Below are 20,727 nucleotides of genomic sequence, written 5' to 3' on the forward strand. Positions count from 1 at the left end.
CGTGGTTGCCAAGATCGTCGAGTAATATTTGACGATGATGAAAAAGGCCCCTTCGGGGGCCTTTTTCTATTGTTGATCATTTATTGACACCCTATGGGCGCATCCGTACAATTGCGCCTCCTTTTACCGGGGGTATTGCGCCTGGTAGGGTGGCTACTTGGAGTCTGAGGTCAAAATGCAAAACCAACAAATCCGTATTCGGTTGAAGGCTTTTGACCATCGCCTGATCGATCAATCAACCCAGGAAATCGTGGAAACCGCGAAACGTACTGGTGCTCAGGTGCGTGGTCCGATTCCGCTGCCAACCCGCAAAGAGCGGTTCACTGTGCTGGTTTCTCCGCACGTCAACAAAGACGCGCGCGACCAGTATGAAATTCGAACCCACAAGCGCGTGCTGGACATTGTTCAGCCGACCGACAAAACCGTCGATGCGCTGATGAAGCTCGATCTTGCGGCTGGCGTGGAAGTGCAGATCAGCCTCGGCTAAAACCTGAGAGTTTTAGTCGTGTAACGCTCTGAAATGGGCGGCCATAGCGGGTGAAAGCCCCGTACACTCAAGAGGTTTCAAAATGACTATTGGTGTAGTCGGTCGTAAATGCGGCATGACCCGCGTTTTCACCGAAGATGGTGTCTCTATTCCGGTTACGGTCATCGAGATCGAGCCGAATCGCGTCACTCAGTTCAAGAATGAAGAGAGCGATGGCTACCGTGCAGTGCAGGTCACTGTTGGTGAGCGTCGCGCGTCCCGTGTAACCAAGGCTCAGGCCGGTCATTTCGCCAAGGCGAATGTCGCTGCCGGTCGTGGTGTCTGGGAATTCCGCCTCGAAGGCGAAGAATTCCAAGTGGGCGATCAGATCAATGCCGAGATTTTCCAGGCGGGCCAGCTGGTGGATGTCACCGGTCAGTCCAAGGGTAAAGGCTTTGCCGGTACCATCAAGCGCTGGAACTTCCGCGGGCAGGACAATACCCACGGTAACTCCGTATCCCACCGCGTCCCGGGCTCTATCGGTCAGTGCCAGACTCCAGGTCGTGTATTCAAGGGCAAGAAGATGTCCGGGCACATGGGCGCCGAGCGCGTAACCGTGCAGTCCCTGGAAATCGTGCGTGTCGACGCCGAGCGTAACCTGCTGTTGGTCAAGGGTGCAGTGCCCGGCGCCACTGGCGGTGACGTGGTTGTGCGTCCGGCTGCCAAGGCTCGCGGTTAAGGGGGAGTTCACATGCAATTGAATGTAAATGGCGCACAGGCCATCGAAGTCTCCGAGCGCACCTTTGGCGGTGAGTTCAACGAGACGCTGGTGCACCAGGCAGTCGTCGCCTACATGGCTGGCGGTCGTCAGGGTAGCAAGCAGCAGAAGACCCGTTCCGATGTCTCCGGTGGCGGTAAGCGTCCGTGGCGTCAGAAGGGCACCGGCCGTGCTCGTGCCGGTACCTCGCGTGGCCCGATCTGGCGTGGCGGTGGCGTAACCTTCGCTGCTCGTCCGCAGAATCATGACCAGAAGCTGAACAAGAAGATGTACCGCGCCGCGCTGCGCTCCATCCTTGCTGAGCTGGTTCGCTCCGAGCGTCTGGTCGTCGTCGAGGATTTCGCCGTCGAGACCCCCAAGACCAAGCAGCTTGCCAGCAAGCTGAACGGTATGGGCCTGAACGACGTGCTGATCGTTTCCGATGCTGTCGATCAGAACCTGTACCTGGCTGCGCGCAACCTGCCGCACGTCGACGTCCGCGACGTCCAGGGTTCGGATCCGGTCAGCCTGATCGCCTATGACAAGGTGTTGATCACCGTGTCGGCTGTGAAGAAATTCGAGGAGCTGCTGGGATGAACCAGGAACGCGTATTCAAAGTCCTGCTTGGTCCGCACGTCTCCGAGAAGGCTACCGTGCTGGCTGACAGCAAGAAGCAATTCGTTTTCAAGGTTGCTACCGATGCAACCAAGCTGGAAATCAAGAAGGCCGTCGAAAGCCTGTTCGGCGTGAAGGTCGCTGCCGTCAACACCCTGAACGTCCAGGGCAAGACCAAGCGCACCGCTCGCGGCCTGGGCAAGCGCAACGACTGGAAGAAGGCGTACATCGCTCTCCAGCCGGGCCAGGATCTCGATTTCTCCGGCAGTGCTGAGTAAGGAAGGGGTGCATCATGGCAATCGTTAAATGCAAACCGACTTCCGCGGGCCGCCGCTTCGTGGTCAAGGTGGTCAACCAGGAGCTGCACAAAGGCGCTCCTTACGCACCGCTGCTCGAGAAGAAGTCGAAGTCTGGCGGCCGTAACAACAACGGTCGTATCACCACCCGTCACATCGGCGGTGGTCACAAGCAGCACTATCGTCTGGTCGATTTTCGTCGCAACAAGGATGGCATCCCTGCCATCGTCGAGCGTATCGAATACGATCCGAACCGTACTGCACACATCGCGCTGCTGAAGTATGCCGACGGTGAGCGTCGCTACATCATCGCGCCGAAGGGCGTGAGCGCCGGTGATCAGCTGGTTTCGGGCATCAATGCGCCGATCAAGGCCGGTAACAGCCTGCCGCTGCGCAACATCCCGCTGGGTTCCACCGTTCACGGTGTCGAGCTGAAGCCGGGCAAGGGTGCTCAGATCGCTCGCTCCGCTGGTGCTTCGGCTCAGCTGGTCGCTCGCGAAGGTGCCTATGTGACCCTGCGTCTGCGCTCCGGCGAGATGCGTAAAGTGCTGGCCGAGTGCCGTGCGACCCTGGGTGAAGTCTCGAACTCCGAGCACAGCCTGCGTTCGCTGGGTAAAGCCGGTGCCAAGCGCTGGAAGGGCATCCGTCCGACCGTTCGTGGTGTCGCGATGAACCCGGTCGACCACCCGCACGGTGGTGGTGAAGGTCGTACCTCCGGTGGTCGTCATCCGGTGTCGCCGTGGGGCTTCCCGACCAAGGGCGCGAAGACCCGCACTAACAAGCGCACCGATAACATGATCGTCCGTCGTCGCAAGTAACTAGAGGGATACGACAGTGCCGCGTTCTCTGAAAAAAGGTCCTTTTATCGATCTTCACCTATTGAAGAAGGTCGAAGCGGCGGTGGAAAAGAACGATCGCAAGCCGGTGAAAACCTGGTCGCGTCGTTCGATGATCCTGCCGCAAATGGTCGGTCTGACCATCGCTGTACACAACGGTCGCCAGCATGTTCCGGTCCTCGTGTCCGAAGACATGGTCGGCCACAAACTCGGCGAGTTCGCTGCTACCCGTACTTATCGCGGGCACGTGGCGGACAAGAAAGGCAAGCGCTAAGGGGTAAGGAAAGATGGAAGTAGCCGCTAAGTTGTCGGGCGCTCGCATCTCCGCCCAGAAAGCCCGCCTGGTCGCCGACCAGATCCGCGGGAAGAAGGTGGGCGAGGCGCTCAACCTCCTGGCTTTCAGCAGCAAGAAAGCCGCCGAGATCATGAAGAAAGTGCTGGAGTCGGCCGTTGCCAACGCCGAGCACAACGAAGGCGCCGATGTGGATGATCTGAAGGTCTCCACCGTCTTCGTCAACGAGGGGCGTTCGCTTAAGCGCATCATGCCGCGTGCCAAAGGCCGCGCTGATCGCATCGTCAAGCGGTCTTGCCATATCACTGTCAAGGTTGCGGACAAGTAACGGAGTCGATCAGATGGGTCAGAAAGTACATCCCACTGGCATTCGCCTGGGAATCGTCAAGGAGCACACCTCCGTCTGGTACGCAGACGGCCGTACGTATGCAGACTATCTGCTTGCAGATCTGAACGTGCGCGAGTACCTCCAGGACAAACTAAAAAGCGCGTCCGTAAGCCGTATCGATATTCATCGCCCGGCTCAAACCGCACGCATCACCATCCACACCGCTCGTCCCGGCATCGTGATCGGCAAGAAAGGTGAGGATGTCGAGAAGCTGCGTCAGGACCTGACCAAGCAAATGGGTGTGCCGGTGCACATCAACATCGAAGAGATCCGCAAGCCGGAGCTCGACGCCATGCTGGTTGCACAGAGCGTTGCTCAGCAGCTGGAGCGTCGCGTGATGTTCCGTCGCGCCATGAAGCGCGCCGTACAGAACGCCATGCGCATTGGTGCCAAAGGCATCAAGATCCAGGTCAGTGGTCGTCTGGGTGGGGCTGAAATCGCCCGTACCGAGTGGTATCGCGAAGGTCGTGTGCCGCTGCACACCCTGCGTGCCGATATCGATTACAACACTTACGAAGCGCACACCACCTACGGTGTGATCGGTGTCAAGGTGTGGATCTTCAAGGGCGAAGTGATTGGTGGTCGCCATGAAGAGCTCAAGCCGCAAGCGCCTGCGCCTCGTAAAAAAGCTGCTAAGTAAGGGGTACGCCAAATGTTGCAACCCAAGCGTACAAAATTCCGCAAGCAGATGACCGGCCACAACCGTGGTCTGGCTCAGCGCGGTAGCAAGGTCAGCTTCGGCGAGTTCGCCCTGAAGTCTGTTTCCCGTGGTCGCCTGACCGCACGTCAGATCGAGGCTGCACGTCGTGCGCTGACCCGTCACGTCAAGCGTGGCGGCAAGATCTGGATCCGCGTGTTCCCTGACAAGCCGGTTACCAAGAAGCCCCTCGAAGTTCGTATGGGTAAAGGTAAGGGTAGCGTCGAGTACTGGGTAGCCCAGATTCAGCCGGGCAAGGTGCTCTACGAGATCGAGGGTGTTTCCGAAGAGCTGGCGCGTGAGGCATTTGCCCTGGCTGCTGCAAAGCTGCCGCTCGCCACCTCCTTTGTTAAGCGGACGGTGATGTGATGAAAGCGAATGAACTTCGTGAAAAATCCGTTGAGCAGCTGAACGAGCAACTGCTCGAGCTGCTACGGGACCAGTTCAATCTGCGTATGCAGAAGGCGACTGGCCAGTTGGGGCAGTCTCACCTGCTCTCGCAAGTCAAGCGCGACATCGCTCGTGTCAAGACTGTGCTCAACCAGCAGGCAGGTAAGTGATCATGGCTGAAGCTCAGAAAACCGTCCGCACGCTGACCGGCCGCGTCGTCAGCGACAAGATGGATAAGACCATCACCGTTCTGATCGAGCGTCGCGTCAAGCACCCGATCTACGGCAAATACGTCAAGCGTTCGACCAAGCTGCACGCTCACGACGAAACCAACCAGTGCAAGATCGGCGACAAGGTTTCTATCCGTGAAACCCGTCCGCAGTCCAAGACCAAGTCCTGGGCTCTGGTTGAAGTCGTTGAACGCGCCGTCGAAGTCTAAGGGCTAAGGGTCGGAGAAATTTTATGATTCAGACTCAATCCATGCTCGATGTGGCGGATAACAGTGGCGCTCGTCGCGTCATGTGTATCAAGGTGCTCGGCGGTTCCCACCGCCGTTACGCCGGCATCGGCGACATTATCAAGGTTACCGTCAAGGAAGCGATTCCGCGTGGCAAGGTCAAGAAAGGCCAGGTGATGACTGCAGTCGTAGTCCGCACCCGTCACGGCGTTCGTCGTCCCGATGGTTCGATCATTCGCTTCGATGGCAACGCTGCTGTTCTGTTGAACAACAAGCAGGAGCCTATCGGCACCCGTATCTTTGGGCCGGTGACGCGTGAACTTCGTACCGAGAAGTTCATGAAGATCGTCTCGCTCGCCCCTGAAGTGCTGTAAGGAGTAGCCGCATGCAAAAGATTCGTCGCAACGACGAGATCATCGTCATCGCCGGCAAAGACAAGGGCAAGCGCGGTAAGGTGCTCAAGGTTCTCGCTGACGACCGTCTGGTCGTTGGTGGGGTCAACCTGGTGAAGCGTCATACCAAGCCGAACCCGATGTCCGGCGTTCAGGGCGGTATCGTCGAGAAGGAGGCGCCTCTGCACGCCTCTAACGTCGCCATTTTCAACGGTGAAACCAACAAGGCAGACCGCGTTGGCTTCAAGGTTGAAGACGGTAAGAAAATTCGTGTCTTCAAGTCGACCCAGAAGCCGGTTGACGCTTGAGACTGCTAGGTAGATAACCATGGCACGACTAAAAGAAGTTTATCGGAAGGAAATCGCGCCCAAGCTGAAGGAAGAACTGAAGCTTGCGAACGTGATGGAAGTTCCGCGCATTACCAAGATCACCCTCAACATGGGTATTGGCGAGGCGATCGGTGACAAGAAGATCATCGACAACGCCGTTGCCGACCTGGAAAAGATCACCGGCCAGAAGGTCGTCGTGACTCACGCTCGCAAGTCCATCGCCGGCTTCAAGGTCCGCGAAGGCTGGCCGATCGGTGTCAAGGTGACTCTGCGTCGCGAGCGTATGTACGAATTCCTGGATCGTCTGCTTTCCATCTCCCTGCCGCGCGTGCGTGACTTCCGCGGCCTGAATGCCAAGTCCTTCGATGGTCGCGGCAACTACAGCATGGGCGTGAAAGAGCAGATCATCTTCCCGGAAATCGATTACGACAAGATCGATGCTCTGCGTGGCCTGGACATCACCCTGACCACCACTGCCCGGACGGATGAAGAAGGTCGCGCATTGCTGCGTGCCTTCAACTTCCCGTTCCGCAACTGATTGGAGTAGGACATGGCTAAACAAAGCATGAAGAACCGTGAGCTGAAGCGTCAGCGTACGGTTGCCAAGTACGCGCAGAAGCGTGCGGCGCTGAAGGCTGTCATCGTCAGCCCCGACTCCACTCCGGAGCAGCGTTGGGAAGCTCAGGTCGCCCTGCAGAAGCAGCCGCGTGACGCCAGTGCCTCGCGCCTGCGCAATCGCTGCCGCCTGACCGGGCGCCCGCACGGCGTGTACCGCAAGTTCGGTCTGGCGCGCAACATGCTGCGTCAGGCCGCCATGCGCGGCGACGTGCCGGGTCTGGTCAAGGCCAGCTGGTAACAAGACGAACGGGGCGCTGGCGCCCTGTTTGTTTATCGATCAAGCCCCTTCTGGGGCTTGATTCGTTTCTGGTGTGTCTCTAGAATGTCCGGCTCGCCTGAGCCTCGCATTTTTGCGCTTGCTCGCACGTTGGCGACACGAGCCGTACAAAGGCTTATTTATTCGTTTTAGGAGCTAAGAGCCCATGAGTATGCAGGACCCGTTAGCGGACATGCTAACTCGTATCCGTAATGCCCAGATGGCCGAAAAGTCCGTCGTAAGCATGCCGTCTTCCACTCTGAAGGTGGCTGTAGCCAATGTTCTTCAGGGCGAAGGCTATATCGCGGGATACCAGGTCAGTGGCGACGCCAAGCCGCAACTGTCCATCGAGCTGAAGTACTTCGAAGGCCGTCCGGTCATCGAGGAACTCAAGCGCGTAAGTCGTCCTGGCCTGCGCCAGTACAAATCCGTTGACCAGTTGCCGAAAGTACGTGGCGGGCTGGGCGTTTCGATCGTTTCCACCAACAAGGGTGTGATGACCGATCGGGCTGCTCGCGCTGCCGGTGTTGGCGGCGAAGTGCTCTGCACTGTGTTCTAAGGGGGGATAGGCATGTCTCGCGTTGCTAAGAACCCCGTCAAGCTGCCCGCTGGCGTCGAAGTCAAGATGTCCGGCCAGCAGCTTTCGGTGAAGGGTGCCAAGGGCGCTCTCGAACTGAACGTCCATCCGTCCGTGGAAGTCATCCAGGACTCGGGCGAGCTGCGTTTCGCTGGTCGCAATGGCGACCAGCAGACTCGCGCCATGGCCGGCACCACGCGTGCGCTGGTCAACAACATGGTCATCGGTGTCAGCCAGGGCTTCGAGCGCAAGCTCCAGCTGGTCGGCGTCGGTTACAAGGCGCAAGCCAAAGGTCAAGTGCTGTCCCTGGCTCTCGGCTTCTCGCATCCGGTGGATTACGAACTGCCGCAAGGCGTTACCGCGGAAACCCCCAGCCAGACCGATATCCTGATCAAGGGTGTCGACAAGCAACTGGTCGGTCAGGTGGCTGCTGAAATCCGCGATTTCCGTCGTCCGGAGCCTTACAAAGGCAAGGGCGTACGTTACTCGGATGAAGTAGTCCGTCGCAAAGAAGCTAAGAAGAAGTAGGGCATAGCAAATGAGCGTAAAGAAAGAAACTCGTCTGCGTCGCGCTCGCAAGGCACGCCTGAAGATGCGCGAGCTGGAAACCGTACGCCTTTGTGTGTACCGCTCTTCCCAGCACATCTACGCCCAGGTCCTTTCGGCCGACGGCGGCAAGGTCCTGGCCAGCGCCTCGACTCTGGACAAAGAATTGCGCGATGGGGCCACCGGCAACGTCGAAGCTGCCAAGAAGGTCGGTCAGCTGGTCGCTGAGCGTGCGAAAGCCGCAGGTGTCACCCAGGTGGCATTCGACCGTTCTGGCTTCAAGTACCACGGTCGTGTGAAGGCACTGGCTGATGCTGCTCGTGAAGGCGGGCTGGAGTTCTAAGTTATGGCAAATAACGAGCAAAAGCGCGACGAAGGCTACATCGAGAAGCTGGTTCAAGTTAACCGCGTCGCAAAGACTGTAAAAGGTGGCCGTATCTTCACCTTCACCGCGCTGACCGTGGTGGGTGACGGCAAGGGTCGCGTCGGTTTCGGTCGTGGCAAGTCCCGCGAAGTGCCGGCTGCCATCCAGAAGGCCATGGAAGCGGCTCGCCGCAACATGATCCAGGTCGACCTGAACGGCACCACGCTGCAGTACCCGACCAAGGCCGCGCACGGCGCATCCAAGATTTACATGCAGCCTGCCTCCGAAGGTACCGGTGTGATCGCCGGTGGTGCCATGCGCGCCATCCTGGAAGTCGCTGGTGTGCAGAACGTCTTGGCCAAGTGCTACGGCTCCACCAACCCGGTCAACGTGGTGCATGCCACGTTCAAGGGTCTGAAGGCCATGCAGTCGCCGGAGTCGGTCGCCGCCAAGCGTGGCAAGAGCGTCGAGGAGATTCTCTAACCATGGCTAACGCTACTGTCAAAGTCACGCTGGTCAAGAGCGTGAACGGCCGTCTGGCTAACCACAAGGCTTGCGTCAAGGGCCTCGGCCTGCGTCGTATCGGTCATACCGTCGAAGTCCAGGACACTCCTGAGAATCGCGGCATGATCAACAAGGCCTACTACCTTCTCCGTGTGGAGGGTTAATCATGCAATTGAACGATCTACGTTCCGCGCCGGGCGCCGTCGCGAGAAGCTGCGTCCGGGCCGTGGTATCGGTAGCGGCCTCGGCAAGACCGGTGGCCGTGGCCACAAGGGCCAGACTTCCCGCTCCGGCGGCAAGATCGCGCCCGGGTTCGAAGGCGGCCAGCAGCCGTTGCACCGTCGCTTGCCGAAGTTCGGCTTCGTCTCCCTGAAGGCCATGGATCGCGCAGAAGTGCGTACTTCCGAGCTGGCCAAGGTGGAAGGTGATGTAGTGACCGTGCAGAGCCTGAAAGACGCCAACGTCATCAACCAGAACGTGCAGCGTGTGAAAGTCATGCTGTCCGGCGAGGTTGGGCGTGCGGTTACTCTCAAGGGCATCGCAGCCACCAAGGGTGCGCGTGCGGCTATCGAAGCAGCTGGCGGCAAGTTCGAGGAATAAATGGCTAAGCAAGGTGCTCTCTCCGCGCTGAGTAATGGTGGGCTGTCCGAACTCTGGGCTCGTCTGCGCTTTCTGTTCATGGCGATCATCGTCTACCGGATTGGCGCACACATCCCGGTGCCCGGGATCAATCCCGACCGGCTGGCCGAGCTGTTCCGTCAGAACGAGGGGACCATCCTTAGCTTGTTCAACATGTTTTCCGGCGGTGCGCTGGAGCGCATGAGCATCTTTGCACTGGGGATCATGCCGTACATCTCGGCCTCGATCATCATGCAGCTCATGACCGCTGTCAGTCCACAGCTGGAGCAGTTGAAGAAAGAGGGCGAGGCCGGTCGACGGAAGATCAGTCAGTACACGCGTTACGGTACGCTGGTGCTGGCGATCGTCCAGGCCGTCGGGATGTCGGTCGGGCTGGCGGGGCAAGGTGTCGCGTTCAGCAACGACTTCGGCTTCTACTTCGTGGCCGTCACCACCTTCGTGGCGGGTGCGATGTTCATGATGTGGCTTGGCGAGCAGATCACCGAGCGTGGGGTCGGCAACGGTATTTCGATGCTGATCTTCGCCGGTATCGTCGCCGGTTTGCCGGGTGCCCTCGGCCAATCCTTCGAGTCGGCTCGCCAGGGTGATATCAACATCATCGCCTTGCTCGCGGTAGGCCTGCTGGCTGTTGCGATCATCGGTTTCGTGGTCTTCATCGAGCGTGGGCAGCGCCGCATCGCGGTGCACTACGCCAAGCGCCAGCAGGGCCGCAAGGTCTTCGCTGCGCAGACCAGTCATCTGCCGTTGAAAGTGAACATGGCGGGGGTCATTCCGGCCATCTTCGCCAGCAGCATCCTGCTGTTCCCGGCTTCGCTGGGGCAGTGGTTCGGCCAGTCCGAGAGCATGAGCTGGTTGGCCGATATTTCTCAGGCGATCGCCCCTGGTCAGCCTTTGAATATCCTGCTGTTCAGCGCTGGGATCATTTTCTTCTGCTTCTTCTACACGGCATTGATGTTCAATCCCAAGGATGTCGCGGAGAATCTGAAGAAGTCTGGTGCATTTATCCCGGGGATTCGTCCTGGTGAGCAGTCGGCGCGCTATATCGATGGCGTGCTGACCCGCTTGACCATGTTCGGTGCCCTGTACATGACGGCTGTCTGCCTGCTGCCCCAGTTCCTTGTGGTTGCAGCCAATGTGCCGTTCTACCTTGGTGGGACCTCGTTGCTGATCGTGGTGGTGGTTGTGATGGACTTCATGTCGCAAGTGCAATCACACCTCATGTCGCACCAGTACGATTCCCTGATGAAGAAAGCCAACCTGAAGAGCTATGGCAGCGGCATGCTCCGCTGAGATGGTTCGTAAGGTTCTAGGAGTTGGTGATGAAAGTTCGTGCATCGGTGAAAAAGCTGTGCCGTAACTGCAAGATCATCCGTCGCGACGGTGTCGTGCGCGTGATCTGCAGCGCGGAACCGCGTCACAAGCAGCGCCAAGGCTGATTGTGTAAGGCGTCAGAACCCGGCAGCTAGTGCGCTGCCGGGTTGAATATTTGTTTTTACAGCGTTAATATCTCGCGCCCTTTTCTTGGCTTCCGGGGCGTAGGTAGCTGTCAATTGGAGTTTCACTGAATGGCCCGTATTGCAGGCGTCAACATTCCGGATAACAAGCACACTGTTATCTCGCTGACCTACATCTACGGTGTTGGTCGCACCCGTGCACAGGAAATCTGTGCCGCTACCGGCGTGAATCCGGCAGCAAAGATCAAGGATCTCTCCGACGAGCAGGTCGAACTGCTGCGCGGCGAAGTCGGTAAATTCATCGTTGAAGGCGACCTGCGTCGCGAAGTCAACATGAAAATCAAGCGCTTGATGGACCTGGGTTGCTACCGCGGCCTGCGTCATCGTCGTGGTCTGCCGGTTCGCGGTCAGCGCACCAAGACCAACGCACGTACCCGTAAGGCCCGCGCAAGCCGATCCGCAAGTAATCGCGTAGGAATTTAGTCATGGCAAAACCTGCTGCTCGTCCTCGTAAGAAAGTCAAAAAGACAGTGGTTGATGGCATCGCCCACATCCATGCGTCTTTCAACAACACCATCGTGACCATCACCGACCGTCAGGGCAACGCTTTGTCCTGGGCTACCTCGGGTGGTTCCGGTTTCCGTGGCTCGCGCAAGAGCACTCCGTTCGCTGCCCAGATCGCCGCAGAGCGCGCCGGCCAGGCTGCACTGGAGTACGGCCTGAAGAACCTCGACGTCAACGTCAAGGGCCCGGGCCCGGGTCGTGAGTCCGCCGTGCGTGCATTGAACGCATGTGGCTATAAAATCGCCAGCATCACCGACGTGACGCCGATCCCGCACAACGGGTGCCGTCCGCCGAAGAAGCGCCGCGTGTAATCAGGAGACAGTGAAGAATGGCTCGTTATATTGGTCCCAAGTGCAAACTGTCTCGTCGTGAAGGCACCGATCTCTTCCTGAAGAGTGGTGCGCGCGCGCTCGAATCCAAGTGCAACATCGAAACCCCGCCGGGTGTTCACGGCCAGCGTCGCGGTCGTCTGTCCGACTACGGCACTCAGCTGCGTGAAAAGCAGAAGGTGCGCCGTATCTACGGTGTGCTCGAGCGCCAGTTCAGCGGTTACTACAAGGAAGCTGCCAGCCGCAAGGGCGCTACCGGCGAGAACCTGCTGCAACTGCTCGAATGCCGTCTGGACAACGTCGTGTATCGCATGGGCTTCGGCTCCACTCGTGCCGAATCGCGCCAGCTGGTCTCGCACAAGTCGATCACCGTCAACGGTCAGACCGTGAACATCCCGTCCTACCAGGTCAAGGCCGGTGACGTGGTTGCCGTTCGCGAGAAGTGCCGTAACCAGCTGCGTATCGCCCAGGCCCTCGAACTGTGCGCTCAGCGCGGTCGCGTTGAATGGGTCGAAGTAGACGCCGACAAGAAATCCGGTGTTTTCAAGAATGTTCCGGCTCGCAGCGATCTGTCCGCCGACATCAACGAAAACCTGATTGTCGAGCTCTACTCCAAGTAAGGGCTAGAAAATAGGTGTATCCATGCAGAGTTCGGTAAATGAGTTCCTGACCCCCCGCCATATCGATGTGCAGGTGGTCAGTCCGACCCGTGCCAAGATCACTCTCGAGCCCCTCGAGCGTGGTTTTGGCCACACCCTGGGCAACGCGCTGCGTCGTATCCTGTTGTCCTCCATGCCCGGCTGCGCTGTGGTCGAGGCCGAGATCGACGGTGTGCTCCACGAGTACAGCGCCATCGAGGGCGTGCAGGAAGATGTGATCGAAATCCTGCTCAACCTCAAAGGTATCGCCATCAAGCTGCACGGCCGTGATGAAGTGACCTTGAGCCTGGTGAAGAAGGGCGCGGGCGCTGTGACCGCTGCCGATATCCAGCTGGATCACGATGTCGAAATCGTCAATGGCGATCACCTGATCGCCAACCTGGCGGCTAACGGCTCGCTCAACATGAAGCTCAAGGTCGCTCGCGGCCGCGGTTACGAGCCTGCTGATGCGCGTCAGAGCGATGAAGACGAAAGCCGCAGCATCGGCCGTCTGCAGCTCGACGCCACCTTCAGCCCGGTTCGCCGTGTGGCTTATGTGGTCGAGAACGCCCGTGTCGAGCAGCGTACCAACCTGGACAAGCTGGTCATCGACCTGGAAACCAACGGCACCCTGGATCCTGAAGAAGCGATCCGTCGTGCAGCGACCATCCTGCAGCAGCAGCTGGCTGCGTTCGTCGACCTCAAGGGCGACAGCGAGCCGGTGGTTGTCGAGCAGGAAGACGAGATCGATCCGATCCTGTTGCGTCCGGTTGATGACCTGGAGCTGACCGTACGTTCGGCCAACTGCCTGAAGGCGGAAAACATCTACTACATCGGTGATCTGATCCAGCGCACCGAAGTGGAGCTGTTGAAAACGCCGAACCTGGGCAAGAAGTCCCTGACCGAGATCAAGGACGTTCTGGCTTCGCGTGGTTTGTCCCTCGGTATGCGCCTGGACAACTGGCCGCCGGCAAGTCTCAAGAAGGACGATAAGGCCACGGCCTGATCGTCCCCAGTAACCGAACTGAACGTTTGGTAAGGAATTTCAATCATGCGTCATCGTAAAAGTGGCCGTCACCTGAGCCGCACCAGCGCCCACCGCAAGGCCATGTTCCAGAACATGGCGGTGTCGCTGTTCGAGCACGAACTGATCAAGACCACCCTGCCCAAGGCCAAGGAACTGCGTCGCGTTGCCGAGCCGCTGATCACCCTGGCCAAGGAAGACAGCGTCGCCAACCGCCGCCTGGCTTTCGACCGTACCCGTTCGAAAGCAGCCGTGGGTAAGCTGTTCAACGACTTGGGCAAGCGCTACGCCACCCGTCAGGGCGGCTACCTGCGTATCCTCAAGTGCGGTTTCCGCGCTGGCGACAACGCCCCGATGGCTTACGTCGAACTGGTTGACCGTCCGGTCACCGGTGAGGTGGAAGCTGCCGAGTAAGTTCGGCGCTGTCGAAGAAAACCGAGCCTCTGGGCTCGGTTTTTTTATGTCTGAAAGATTTGCTCTATCGGACGCGTTGACCCTTATCATTAGTCGTCCCTTCGCTCGCTCCCTATGATGGCACTCAACCAGCCGGTGACCACTACCGTCTCTGGAAATGTTGAATAGCCAAGGAGATGCAGCCATGACTGACAAGCCCCAGCTCACTACCGTTGCCGGTGCGCCGGTAACCGAAAACCAGAATTCGATGACTGCGGGCCGGCGCGGCCCGATGCTGCTGCAGGACGTGTGGTTCCTGGAGAAGCTGGCGCATTTCGACCGTGAGGTCATCCCGGAGCGGCGCATGCACGCCAAGGGTTCCGGTGCCTTCGGCGAGTTCGTCGTGACCCACGACATCACCCGCTACACCAAGGCGCAACTGTTCTCCGAGATCGGCAAGCGCACTCCGCTGTTCGCCCGTTTCTCCACCGTGGCCGGCGAGCGCGGCGCCGCCGACGCCGAGCGCGACATCCGCGGCTATGCCCTGAAGTTCTACACCGAGCAAGGCAACTGGGACATGGTCGGCAACAACACGCCGGTGTTCTTCTTCCGCGACCCGCTGAAGTTCCCCGACCTCAACCACGCGGTCAAGCGCGACCCGCGCACCAACATGCGCAGCGCCAACAACAACTGGGACTTCTGGACCGGCCTGCCCGAGGCGCTGCACCAGATCACCTATGTCATGGGCGACCGCGGTATCCCGGCTTCCTACCGTCATATGCACGGTTTCGGCTCGCATACCTACAGCTTCATCAGCCCGGCGAACGAGCGCTACTGGGTCAAGTTCCACTTCCGCACCCAGCAGGGCATCAAGAACCTGACCGATGCCGAAGCCGCGGCGATCGTCGCCAACGATCGTGAGAGCTCGCAGCGTGATCTGTTCGAGGCGATCGAACGGGGCGAGTATCCGCGCTGGACGATGTACGTGCAGATCATGCCGGAAGCCGACGCGGCCAAGGTGCCGTACCATCCGTTCGACCTGACCAAGGTCTGGCCGCATGCCGACTATCCGCTGATCGAGGTCGGCTACTACGAGCTGAATCGCAACCCGGACAACTACTTCCAGGATGTCGAGCAGGCCGCGTTCACCCCCGCCAACGTGGTGCCCGGCATCAGCTTCTCGCCGGACCGCATGTTGCAGGGGCGGCTGTTCTCCTACGGCGATGCGCAGCGCTATCGCCTCGGCGTGAACCACCACCAGATTCCGGTGAATGCGCCGCGTTGCCCGGTACACAGCTATCACCGCGATGGCGCCATGCGCGTGGACGGCAACCAGGGCGGCCGCCTGCACTACGAGCCGAACACCTACGGCGAGTGGCGCGAGCAGCCGGACTTCAGCGAGCCGCCGCTGGCGCTGGAGGGCGCGGCGGATCGCTACGATTACCGTGCCGACGATGCCGACTACTTCACCCAGCCGGGTAACCTGTTCCGCTTGATGCAGGCCGACGAGCAGCAGCGTCTGTTCGAGAACACTGCCCGTTCGATGCAGGGTGTCGATCGTCACATCAAGCTGCGGCATATCAAGCACTGCTATCTGGCCGATCCAGCCTACGGCAGCGGTATCGCCAAGGCCCTGGATGTTCCGCTGGAAGACGCTCTGGCCTGATCCAGGCCCGCAAGAAAAAGCCCGCAGCATGCTGCGGGCTTTTTCGTTTTCGCCGGCTGTCAGCTCTTGGACTGGGCGTCGCGCTCCAGCAGCGGCTTGAGGAAATGCCCGGTATGCGACTGGGGCATTGCCGCGACTTCTTCCGGGGTGCCGCTGGCGATGATCTGTCCGCCCTTGGAGCCGCCCTCCGGGCCGAGATCGACCAGCCAGTCGGCGGTCTTGATCACGTCCAGGTTGTGCTCGATGACCACCACGGTGTTGCCGTGGTCGCGCAGGCGGTGGAGCACGTCGAGCAACTGCTGGATGTCGGCGAAGTGTAGGCCGGTGGTCGGTTCGTCGAGGATGTAGAGGGTCTTGCCGGTGTCGCGCTTGGACAGCTCGCGCGACAGCTTGACCCGTTGCGCCTCGCCGCCGGACAGGGTGGTCGCGCTCTGCCCCAGCTTGATGTACGACAGGCCGACGTCCATCAGTGTCTGCAGCTTGCGCGCGACCGCCGGCACCGGGTCGAAGAACTCCCGCGCTTCCTCGATTGTCATGTCGAGCACTTCGGTGATGCTCTTGCCCTTGTACTTCACTTCCAGGGTTTCGCGGTTGTAGCGCTTGCCCTTGCACACGTCGCAGGGCACGTAGATGTCCGGCAGGAAGTGCATCTCCACCTTGATCACGCCATCGCCCTGGCAGGCCTCGCAGCGCCCGCCCTTGACGTTGAAGGAGAAGCGCCCTGGACCATAGCCGCGCGAACGGGCTTCCGGCACGCCGGCGAAGAGTTCGCGGATCGGGGTGAACAGCCCGGTGTAGGTCGCCGGGTTGGAGCGCGGCGTGCGGCCGATCGGGCTCTGGTCGATATCGACCACCTTGTCCAGATGCTGCAGCCCGTCGAATGAATCGTGGGGCGCCACTTCCAGCGTGGTGGCGCCGTTCAGCGCAGTGGCGGTAATCGGGAACAGGGTGTTGTTGATCAGCGTCGACTTGCCCGAACCGGATACGCCGGTGATGCAGGTGAGCAGGCCCACCGGGATTTCCAGATCGACGTTGCGCAGGTTGTTGCCGCGCGCGCCCTTGAGCTTGAGCAGCTTCTTCGGATCGCGGCGGGTGCGCCGTGGCGGGTAGTTGATCTTCACGCGGCCGGACAGGTACTTGCCGGTCAGTGAGTCGGGATGTGCCATCACCTCGTCCGGAGTGCCTTCGGCGACGATGCGCCCACCGTGCACGCCGGCGCCGGGGCCGATGTCCACCACGTAGTCGGCGAGGCGGATGGCGTCCTCGTCGTGCTCCACCACGATCACCGTATTGCCGATATCGCGCAGGTGGCGCAGGGTGCCGAGCAGGCGCTCGTTATCGCGCTGGTGCAGGCCGATCGAGGGCTCGTCGAGGATGTACATCACCCCGACCAGGCCGGCGCCGATCTGGCTGGCCAGGCGGATGCGCTGCGCCTCGCCGCCGGAGAGGGTGTCGGCGCTGCGGTCCAGGGTCAGGTAGTCCAGACCGACGTTGACCAGGAACTGCAGGCGCTCGCGGATTTCCTTGAGGATCTTGTCGGCGATCTCGCCGCGGCGGCCGCTCAGCGACAGGCCGCCGAAGTACTCGGTGGCATCGCCGATCGGCAGCCCGGTGACCGCCGGCAGGGTCTTGTCGCCGACCCAGACGTGGCGCGCCTCGCGGCGCAGGCGGGTGCCGCGGCACTCCGGGCAGGGCTGGGTGCTGAGGTACTTGGCGAGTTCTTCGCGTACCGAATTGGATTCGGTTTCGCGATAGCGGCGTTCGAGGTTGGGAATGATGCCCTCGAAGGGGTGCGAGCGCTTGACGATGTCGCCGCGGTCGTTGAGGTAGCGGAACTCGACGTTTTCCCGGCCGCTGCCGCGCAGGATGAACTTCTGGTGATCGGCCGACAGCGCGTCGAACGGCTCGTCGAGGCTGAAGCCGTAGTGCGAGGCCAGCGAGCCGAGCATCTGGAAGTAGTAGACGTTGCGCCGGTCCCAGCCGCGGATGGCGCCTTCGGCCAGGGTCAGCTCGCCGTTGACCAGGCGCTTGGCGTCGAAGAACTGCTTCACGCCCAGACCGTCGCAGGTCGGGCAGGCGCCGGCCGGGTTGTTGAACGAGAACAGCTTGGGTTCCAGTTCGCTGATCGAGTGGCCGCAGATCGGGCAGGCGAAGCGCGCGGAGAAGATCAGGTCCTCGCTGTCGTCGTCCTCTTCCATGGAGCGACCAGGGCGATGCCGTCGGCCAGCTTGAGCGCGGTCTCGAAGGACTCGGCCAGGCGCTGCTGCAGGTCGCCGCGAACCTTGAAGCGGTCCACCACCACGTCGATGGAGTGCTTCTTCTGCTTGTCCAGCTTGGGCAATTCGTCCAGCTCGTACAGCTTGCCGTTGACCCGTGCGCGGACGAAGCCCTGGGCGCGCAGTTCGTCGAACACCGCCAGATGCTCGCCCTTGCGCTCGCGGATGACCGGCGCCAGCAGCATCAGCTTGCGGCCTTCGGGCAGGGCCAGCACCTGGTCGACCATCTGGCTGACGGTCTGCGCTTCCAGCGGCGCGTCATGGTCCGGGCAGCGTGGTGTGCCGACCCGCGCGTAGAGCAGGCGCAGGTAGTCGTAGATCTCGGTGATGGTGCCGACGGTGGAGCGCGGGTTGTGCGACGTGGATTTCTGCTCGATGGAGATTGCCGGGGAGAGCCCCTCGATGGTGTCGACGTCGGGCTTTTCCATCATCGACAGGAATTGCCGGGCGTAGGCCGAGAGGGACTCGACGTAGCGCCGCTGGCCCTCGGCGTAGAGCGTGTCGAACGCCAGCGAGGACTTGCCGGAGCCGGACAGGCCGGTGATGACGATCAGCTTGTCGCGTGGCAGGGTGAGGTCGATGTTCTTCAGGTTGTGGGTGCGAGCCCCACGAATCAGAATCTTGTCCAAAACAGCCTCGCGTGGCGGGCGGAAACCCGAAAGTATACGGCCGGGGTGATAGTCGCGGCAAAACCGTGCGCCTGTGCCTGCTAGGGTCTGTTGCCGTTTCAGCGCGTCCGCGCCGGAGCCTGTTCTTGCGCGAGGCAAGGCACGAGGAGCGAAGTTTGGCATTCCAAATAAGCGACGAGTAACGCCGCATCGCGCAAAAACAGGCCCGGCCCTTCGGGTTGCGCGGCAAATGACGCCATGCGGCGTTGCGGGACTTGGCAAGGGAATGACCATTACCTGCGTCCCGCGCCTGCGGAACGCCGCCCGGCCATGGCGCCATTTGACGCAGCAACGCGGATTGCGCTGAAACGGCAACAGACCCTATAGGATGGCTGCTAGAATCGCCGCCGGTTCATACAAGCGAGACCCTCCATGCAGGACCCCTACAGCGAGCGCATGAGCGCCAGCGAAACACGCGCAGCGGCCGGGCTGGCCCTGGTTTTCGCGTTCCGCATGCTCGGCATGTTCATGGTTTTGCCGGTGCTGGCGACCTACGGCATGGATCTCGACGGCGCCACGCCCACGCTGATCGGTCTGGCCATCGGTGCCTATGGTTTGACCCAGGCGCTGCTGCAAATTCCCTTCGGCATCCTTTCTGACCGCATCGGTCGCTTGCCGATCATTTATTTCGGCTTGTTGATCTTCGCTGCTGGCGCCGTATTGGCGGCGATGTCCGACAGTATCTGGGGCGTGATCGCCGGGCGCATCCTGCAGGGCGCCGGAGCGATTTCCGCGGCGGTGATGGCGCTGCTCTCGGATCTCACGCGCGAGCAGCATCGGACCAAGGCGATGGCCCTGATCGGCGTGAGCATCGGCTTTTCCTTCGCCGTGGCGATGATCGTCGGGCCGCTGCTGACCCGGGCGTTCGGCCTTTCCGGCTTGTTCTGGGTGACGGCGGCGATGGCGCTGGTCGGCGGCGTCATCGTCGCGCTGCTGCCGCGTGCCGAGGCGCACGTGCGCCACCGTGAGTCCGGCGTCGCCAGGCAGGCGCTCGGCCTGACGCTGCGCCATCCCGACCTGTTGCGCCTGGACTTCAGCATCCTGGCGTTGCACGCGATCCTCATGGCCAGCTTCGTCGCCCTGCCACTGGCGCTGGTGGAGCAGGGCGCGCTGCCCAAGGACGAGCACTGGTGGGTCTACCTCACGGCGCTGATGATCGGCTTCTTCGGCATGATCCCATTCATCATCTATGGCGAGAAGAAGCGGCAGATGCGCCGGGTGGTGCTCGGCGCAGTCGCTGCGCTGCTGCTGTGCGAGCTGTTCTTCTGGCTGCTGGGCAGCGGCCTGTGGATGCTGGTGATCGGCATGGTCGGCTTCTTCATCGCCTTCAACCTGCTGGAAGCCTCGCTGCCCTCGCTGATCAGCAAGGTCGCGCCGGCTGGCGGCAAGGGCACCGCGATGGGGGTCTATTCCACCAGCCAGTTCCTCGGTGCCGGCCTGGGCGGCGTGCTCGGCGGGCTGCTCTACCAGCAGGGTGGGCTGGCGCTGGTGTTCAGCGGCTGCGCCGTGCTCTGTGCGCTATGGTTCGGCGTGGTCTACAGCATGCGCGAACCGCCCTATGTCACCAGCCTGCGCCTGCCGCTCTCCGCCAGTGCCTTGGCGAATGTCGAGCTCGGTGCCGATCTGCGCGGCGTGCAGGGTGTCAGCGATGTGCTGATCGTCGTCGAAGAGGCGGCCGCCTATATCAAGGTGGATACCCAGCAGCTCGACCGCGAGGCGCTGGATCGCCTGGTGGCCTGAAGGCGGCCTCAGTTGCCAGCTCGGGCACAACTTGGCGGTGCGGCGGTTGGCCGCCCGGGGTGGGCTGAGGTAAGATGCTCGGTCTTCGGGTGTTCCTGCAAGCAGGATCTGCGCATCGCGAGCCCACTCAAAATCACTGTTCCAGAAAGGAGTTACCCATGGCCAGAGGGGTGAATAAAGTCATCTTGATCGGCAATGTCGGCGGCGACCCGGAAACCCGCTACATGCCCAATGGCAATGCGGTGACCAACATCACCCTGGCCACCACCGACAGCTGGAAGGACAAGCAGACCGGCCAGTTGCAGGAGCGTACCGAATGGCACCGCGTCGTGCTGTTCGGCAAGGTCGCCGAGATCGCCGGCGAATACCTGCGCAAGGGCTCGCAGTGCTACATCGAAGGCCGCCTGCAGACCCGCGAGTGGGAGAAGGACGGCGTCAAGCGTTACACCACCGAGATCGTGGTCGACATGAACGGCAGCATGCAGCTGCTGGGCAGCCGTGGCGGCAACGCCGACGACGCCCCGCGCCAGGCGCGCCCGCAGCGCGAGCCGCAGCA

At 60.9% G+C, this 20,727-nt stretch carries 29 protein-coding genes and 3 pseudogenes; 31 read left to right on the forward strand and 1 reads right to left on the reverse strand.

Translation table 11 applies throughout. The annotated features are described in order from the left end of the window. The first annotated feature begins 175 nt into the window (after positions 1-175). The 29 genes and pseudogenes from rpsJ (at position 176) to BAY1663_RS17895 (ending at position 15,487) form a co-directional block, all read left to right on the forward strand. The gene (gene rpsJ, locus BAY1663_RS17755) at positions 176-487 is read left to right on the forward strand and encodes a 30S ribosomal protein S10 (protein WP_003186070.1); all 312 of its coding nucleotides are present in this window, start codon (positions 176-178) and stop codon (positions 485-487) included. A gap of 82 nt (positions 488-569) precedes the next feature. Next, the gene (gene rplC, locus BAY1663_RS24085; RefSeq protein ID WP_102895544.1) at positions 570-1,205 is read left to right on the forward strand and encodes a 50S ribosomal protein L3; all 636 of its coding nucleotides are present in this window, start codon (positions 570-572) and stop codon (positions 1,203-1,205) included. 12 nt (positions 1,206-1,217) lie between these two features. After that, positions 1,218-1,820: a 50S ribosomal protein L4 gene (rplD, locus tag BAY1663_RS17765; protein ID WP_037043272.1), complete on the forward strand. Its 603-nt coding sequence runs from the start codon at positions 1,218-1,220 to the stop codon at positions 1,818-1,820. After that, positions 1,817-2,116, forward strand: coding sequence for a 50S ribosomal protein L23 (gene rplW, locus BAY1663_RS17770; protein WP_037043274.1), 300 nt, complete (start codon positions 1,817-1,819; stop codon positions 2,114-2,116). The genes rplD and rplW overlap by 4 nt, the downstream gene beginning before the upstream one ends. Before the next feature lie 14 nt (positions 2,117-2,130). After that, a complete protein-coding gene (gene rplB / locus BAY1663_RS17775; protein WP_037043276.1) occupies positions 2,131-2,952 on the forward strand; it encodes a 50S ribosomal protein L2 in 822 nt (273 codons plus the stop codon). A gap of 16 nt (positions 2,953-2,968) precedes the next feature. Beyond that, positions 2,969-3,244 carry a 30S ribosomal protein S19 gene (rpsS, locus tag BAY1663_RS17780; RefSeq protein ID WP_003293029.1) on the forward strand — a complete coding sequence of 92 codons (276 nt, stop codon included), beginning with the start codon at positions 2,969-2,971 and terminating at the stop codon, positions 3,242-3,244. Positions 3,245-3,257: 13 nt separating this feature from the next. Further along, the gene (gene rplV / locus BAY1663_RS17785; RefSeq protein WP_003103908.1) at positions 3,258-3,590 is read left to right on the forward strand and encodes a 50S ribosomal protein L22; all 333 of its coding nucleotides are present in this window, start codon (positions 3,258-3,260) and stop codon (positions 3,588-3,590) included. Positions 3,591-3,603: 13 nt separating this feature from the next. Next, the gene (gene rpsC, locus BAY1663_RS17790; protein WP_003289210.1) at positions 3,604-4,290 is read left to right on the forward strand and encodes a 30S ribosomal protein S3; all 687 of its coding nucleotides are present in this window, start codon (positions 3,604-3,606) and stop codon (positions 4,288-4,290) included. A gap of 12 nt (positions 4,291-4,302) precedes the next feature. Then, on the forward strand, positions 4,303-4,716 hold the full coding sequence (rplP, locus tag BAY1663_RS17795; protein ID WP_003281836.1) for a 50S ribosomal protein L16: 414 nt from the start codon (positions 4,303-4,305) through the stop codon (positions 4,714-4,716). Next, a complete protein-coding gene (gene rpmC / locus BAY1663_RS17800) occupies positions 4,716-4,907 on the forward strand; it encodes a 50S ribosomal protein L29 (RefSeq protein WP_003281834.1) in 192 nt (63 codons plus the stop codon). The genes rplP and rpmC overlap by 1 nt, the downstream gene beginning before the upstream one ends. A 2-nt stretch (positions 4,908-4,909) precedes the next feature. Next, positions 4,910-5,176, forward strand: coding sequence for a 30S ribosomal protein S17 (gene rpsQ / locus BAY1663_RS17805; RefSeq protein ID WP_011911990.1), 267 nt, complete (start codon positions 4,910-4,912; stop codon positions 5,174-5,176). Positions 5,177-5,199: 23 nt separating this feature from the next. Then, positions 5,200-5,568 carry a 50S ribosomal protein L14 gene (gene rplN / locus BAY1663_RS17810; RefSeq protein WP_003281831.1) on the forward strand — a complete coding sequence of 123 codons (369 nt, stop codon included), beginning with the start codon at positions 5,200-5,202 and terminating at the stop codon, positions 5,566-5,568. A gap of 11 nt (positions 5,569-5,579) precedes the next feature. Beyond that, a complete protein-coding gene (gene rplX / locus BAY1663_RS17815) occupies positions 5,580-5,894 on the forward strand; it encodes a 50S ribosomal protein L24 (RefSeq protein ID WP_037043278.1) in 315 nt (104 codons plus the stop codon). 19 nt (positions 5,895-5,913) lie between these two features. After that, positions 5,914-6,453 (forward strand): 50S ribosomal protein L5, encoded by a 540-nt coding sequence (gene rplE, locus BAY1663_RS17820; protein WP_037043280.1) that lies wholly within the window; start codon positions 5,914-5,916, stop codon positions 6,451-6,453. Between the two features lie 12 nt (positions 6,454-6,465). After that, positions 6,466-6,771: a 30S ribosomal protein S14 gene (gene rpsN / locus BAY1663_RS17825; protein WP_037043282.1), complete on the forward strand. Its 306-nt coding sequence runs from the start codon at positions 6,466-6,468 to the stop codon at positions 6,769-6,771. A gap of 184 nt (positions 6,772-6,955) precedes the next feature. Continuing rightward, positions 6,956-7,348 carry a 30S ribosomal protein S8 gene (rpsH, locus tag BAY1663_RS17830; RefSeq protein ID WP_003293036.1) on the forward strand — a complete coding sequence of 131 codons (393 nt, stop codon included), beginning with the start codon at positions 6,956-6,958 and terminating at the stop codon, positions 7,346-7,348. 12 nt (positions 7,349-7,360) lie between these two features. Beyond that, positions 7,361-7,894 carry a 50S ribosomal protein L6 gene (gene rplF, locus BAY1663_RS17835; protein ID WP_037043284.1) on the forward strand — a complete coding sequence of 178 codons (534 nt, stop codon included), beginning with the start codon at positions 7,361-7,363 and terminating at the stop codon, positions 7,892-7,894. Positions 7,895-7,904: 10 nt separating this feature from the next. After that, positions 7,905-8,255 (forward strand): 50S ribosomal protein L18, encoded by a 351-nt coding sequence (rplR, locus tag BAY1663_RS17840; protein ID WP_037043286.1) that lies wholly within the window; start codon positions 7,905-7,907, stop codon positions 8,253-8,255. A 3-nt stretch (positions 8,256-8,258) separates the two neighbouring features. Then, positions 8,259-8,759 carry a 30S ribosomal protein S5 gene (rpsE, locus tag BAY1663_RS17845; protein ID WP_037043288.1) on the forward strand — a complete coding sequence of 167 codons (501 nt, stop codon included), beginning with the start codon at positions 8,259-8,261 and terminating at the stop codon, positions 8,757-8,759. 2 nt (positions 8,760-8,761) lie between these two features. Continuing rightward, positions 8,762-8,944 carry a 50S ribosomal protein L30 gene (gene rpmD, locus BAY1663_RS17850; protein WP_003289195.1) on the forward strand — a complete coding sequence of 61 codons (183 nt, stop codon included), beginning with the start codon at positions 8,762-8,764 and terminating at the stop codon, positions 8,942-8,944. Positions 8,945-8,946: 2 nt separating this feature from the next. Beyond that, positions 8,947-9,380, forward strand: a pseudogene (gene rplO / locus BAY1663_RS17855) (50S ribosomal protein L15). Then, a complete protein-coding gene (gene secY / locus BAY1663_RS17860; RefSeq protein ID WP_037043293.1) occupies positions 9,381-10,709 on the forward strand; it encodes a preprotein translocase subunit SecY in 1,329 nt (442 codons plus the stop codon). It begins immediately after the preceding pseudogene. 29 nt (positions 10,710-10,738) lie between these two features. Continuing rightward, the gene (rpmJ, locus tag BAY1663_RS17865) at positions 10,739-10,855 is read left to right on the forward strand and encodes a 50S ribosomal protein L36 (RefSeq protein ID WP_003281814.1); all 117 of its coding nucleotides are present in this window, start codon (positions 10,739-10,741) and stop codon (positions 10,853-10,855) included. A 129-nt stretch (positions 10,856-10,984) separates the two neighbouring features. Further along, positions 10,985-11,340, forward strand: a pseudogene (gene rpsM, locus BAY1663_RS17870) (30S ribosomal protein S13). An 18-nt stretch (positions 11,341-11,358) separates the two neighbouring features. After that, positions 11,359-11,748, forward strand: a complete 390-nt coding sequence (gene rpsK, locus BAY1663_RS17875; RefSeq protein ID WP_003281811.1) for a 30S ribosomal protein S11 — start codon at positions 11,359-11,361, stop codon at positions 11,746-11,748. A 17-nt stretch (positions 11,749-11,765) separates the two neighbouring features. Further along, on the forward strand, positions 11,766-12,386 hold the full coding sequence (gene rpsD, locus BAY1663_RS17880; RefSeq protein WP_011911999.1) for a 30S ribosomal protein S4: 621 nt from the start codon (positions 11,766-11,768) through the stop codon (positions 12,384-12,386). Between the two features lie 22 nt (positions 12,387-12,408). Beyond that, on the forward strand, positions 12,409-13,410 hold the full coding sequence (gene rpoA / locus BAY1663_RS17885; protein ID WP_003293045.1) for a DNA-directed RNA polymerase subunit alpha: 1,002 nt from the start codon (positions 12,409-12,411) through the stop codon (positions 13,408-13,410). A gap of 45 nt (positions 13,411-13,455) precedes the next feature. Then, on the forward strand, positions 13,456-13,842 hold the full coding sequence (rplQ, locus tag BAY1663_RS17890) for a 50S ribosomal protein L17 (protein ID WP_003304056.1): 387 nt from the start codon (positions 13,456-13,458) through the stop codon (positions 13,840-13,842). A gap of 184 nt (positions 13,843-14,026) precedes the next feature. Next, entirely contained in the window at positions 14,027-15,487 is a 1,461-nt protein-coding gene (locus BAY1663_RS17895; protein ID WP_037043299.1) for a catalase, read from the forward strand. Between the two features lie 59 nt (positions 15,488-15,546). Here the strand turns inward: BAY1663_RS17895 and uvrA are convergent. Further along, positions 15,547-18,392 (reverse strand): annotated as a pseudogene (gene uvrA, locus BAY1663_RS17900) (excinuclease ABC subunit UvrA). A 411-nt stretch (positions 18,393-18,803) separates the two neighbouring features. On the opposite strand from uvrA, the gene BAY1663_RS17905 reads away from it, so the two are divergent. Together BAY1663_RS17905 and ssb are read left to right on the forward strand one after the other, a co-directional pair. Then, entirely contained in the window at positions 18,804-20,171 is a 1,368-nt protein-coding gene (locus tag BAY1663_RS17905; protein WP_037043302.1) for an MFS transporter, read from the forward strand. 158 nt (positions 20,172-20,329) lie between these two features. Beyond that, positions 20,330-20,727 (forward strand): single-stranded DNA-binding protein (gene ssb / locus BAY1663_RS17910; protein ID WP_037043304.1); only part of this gene is annotated, 398 nt, incomplete at its 3' end.

Source organism: Pseudomonas sp. BAY1663 (assembly GCF_000582595.1).
Lineage (GTDB): Bacteria > Pseudomonadota > Gammaproteobacteria > Pseudomonadales > Pseudomonadaceae > Stutzerimonas > Stutzerimonas stutzeri_AF.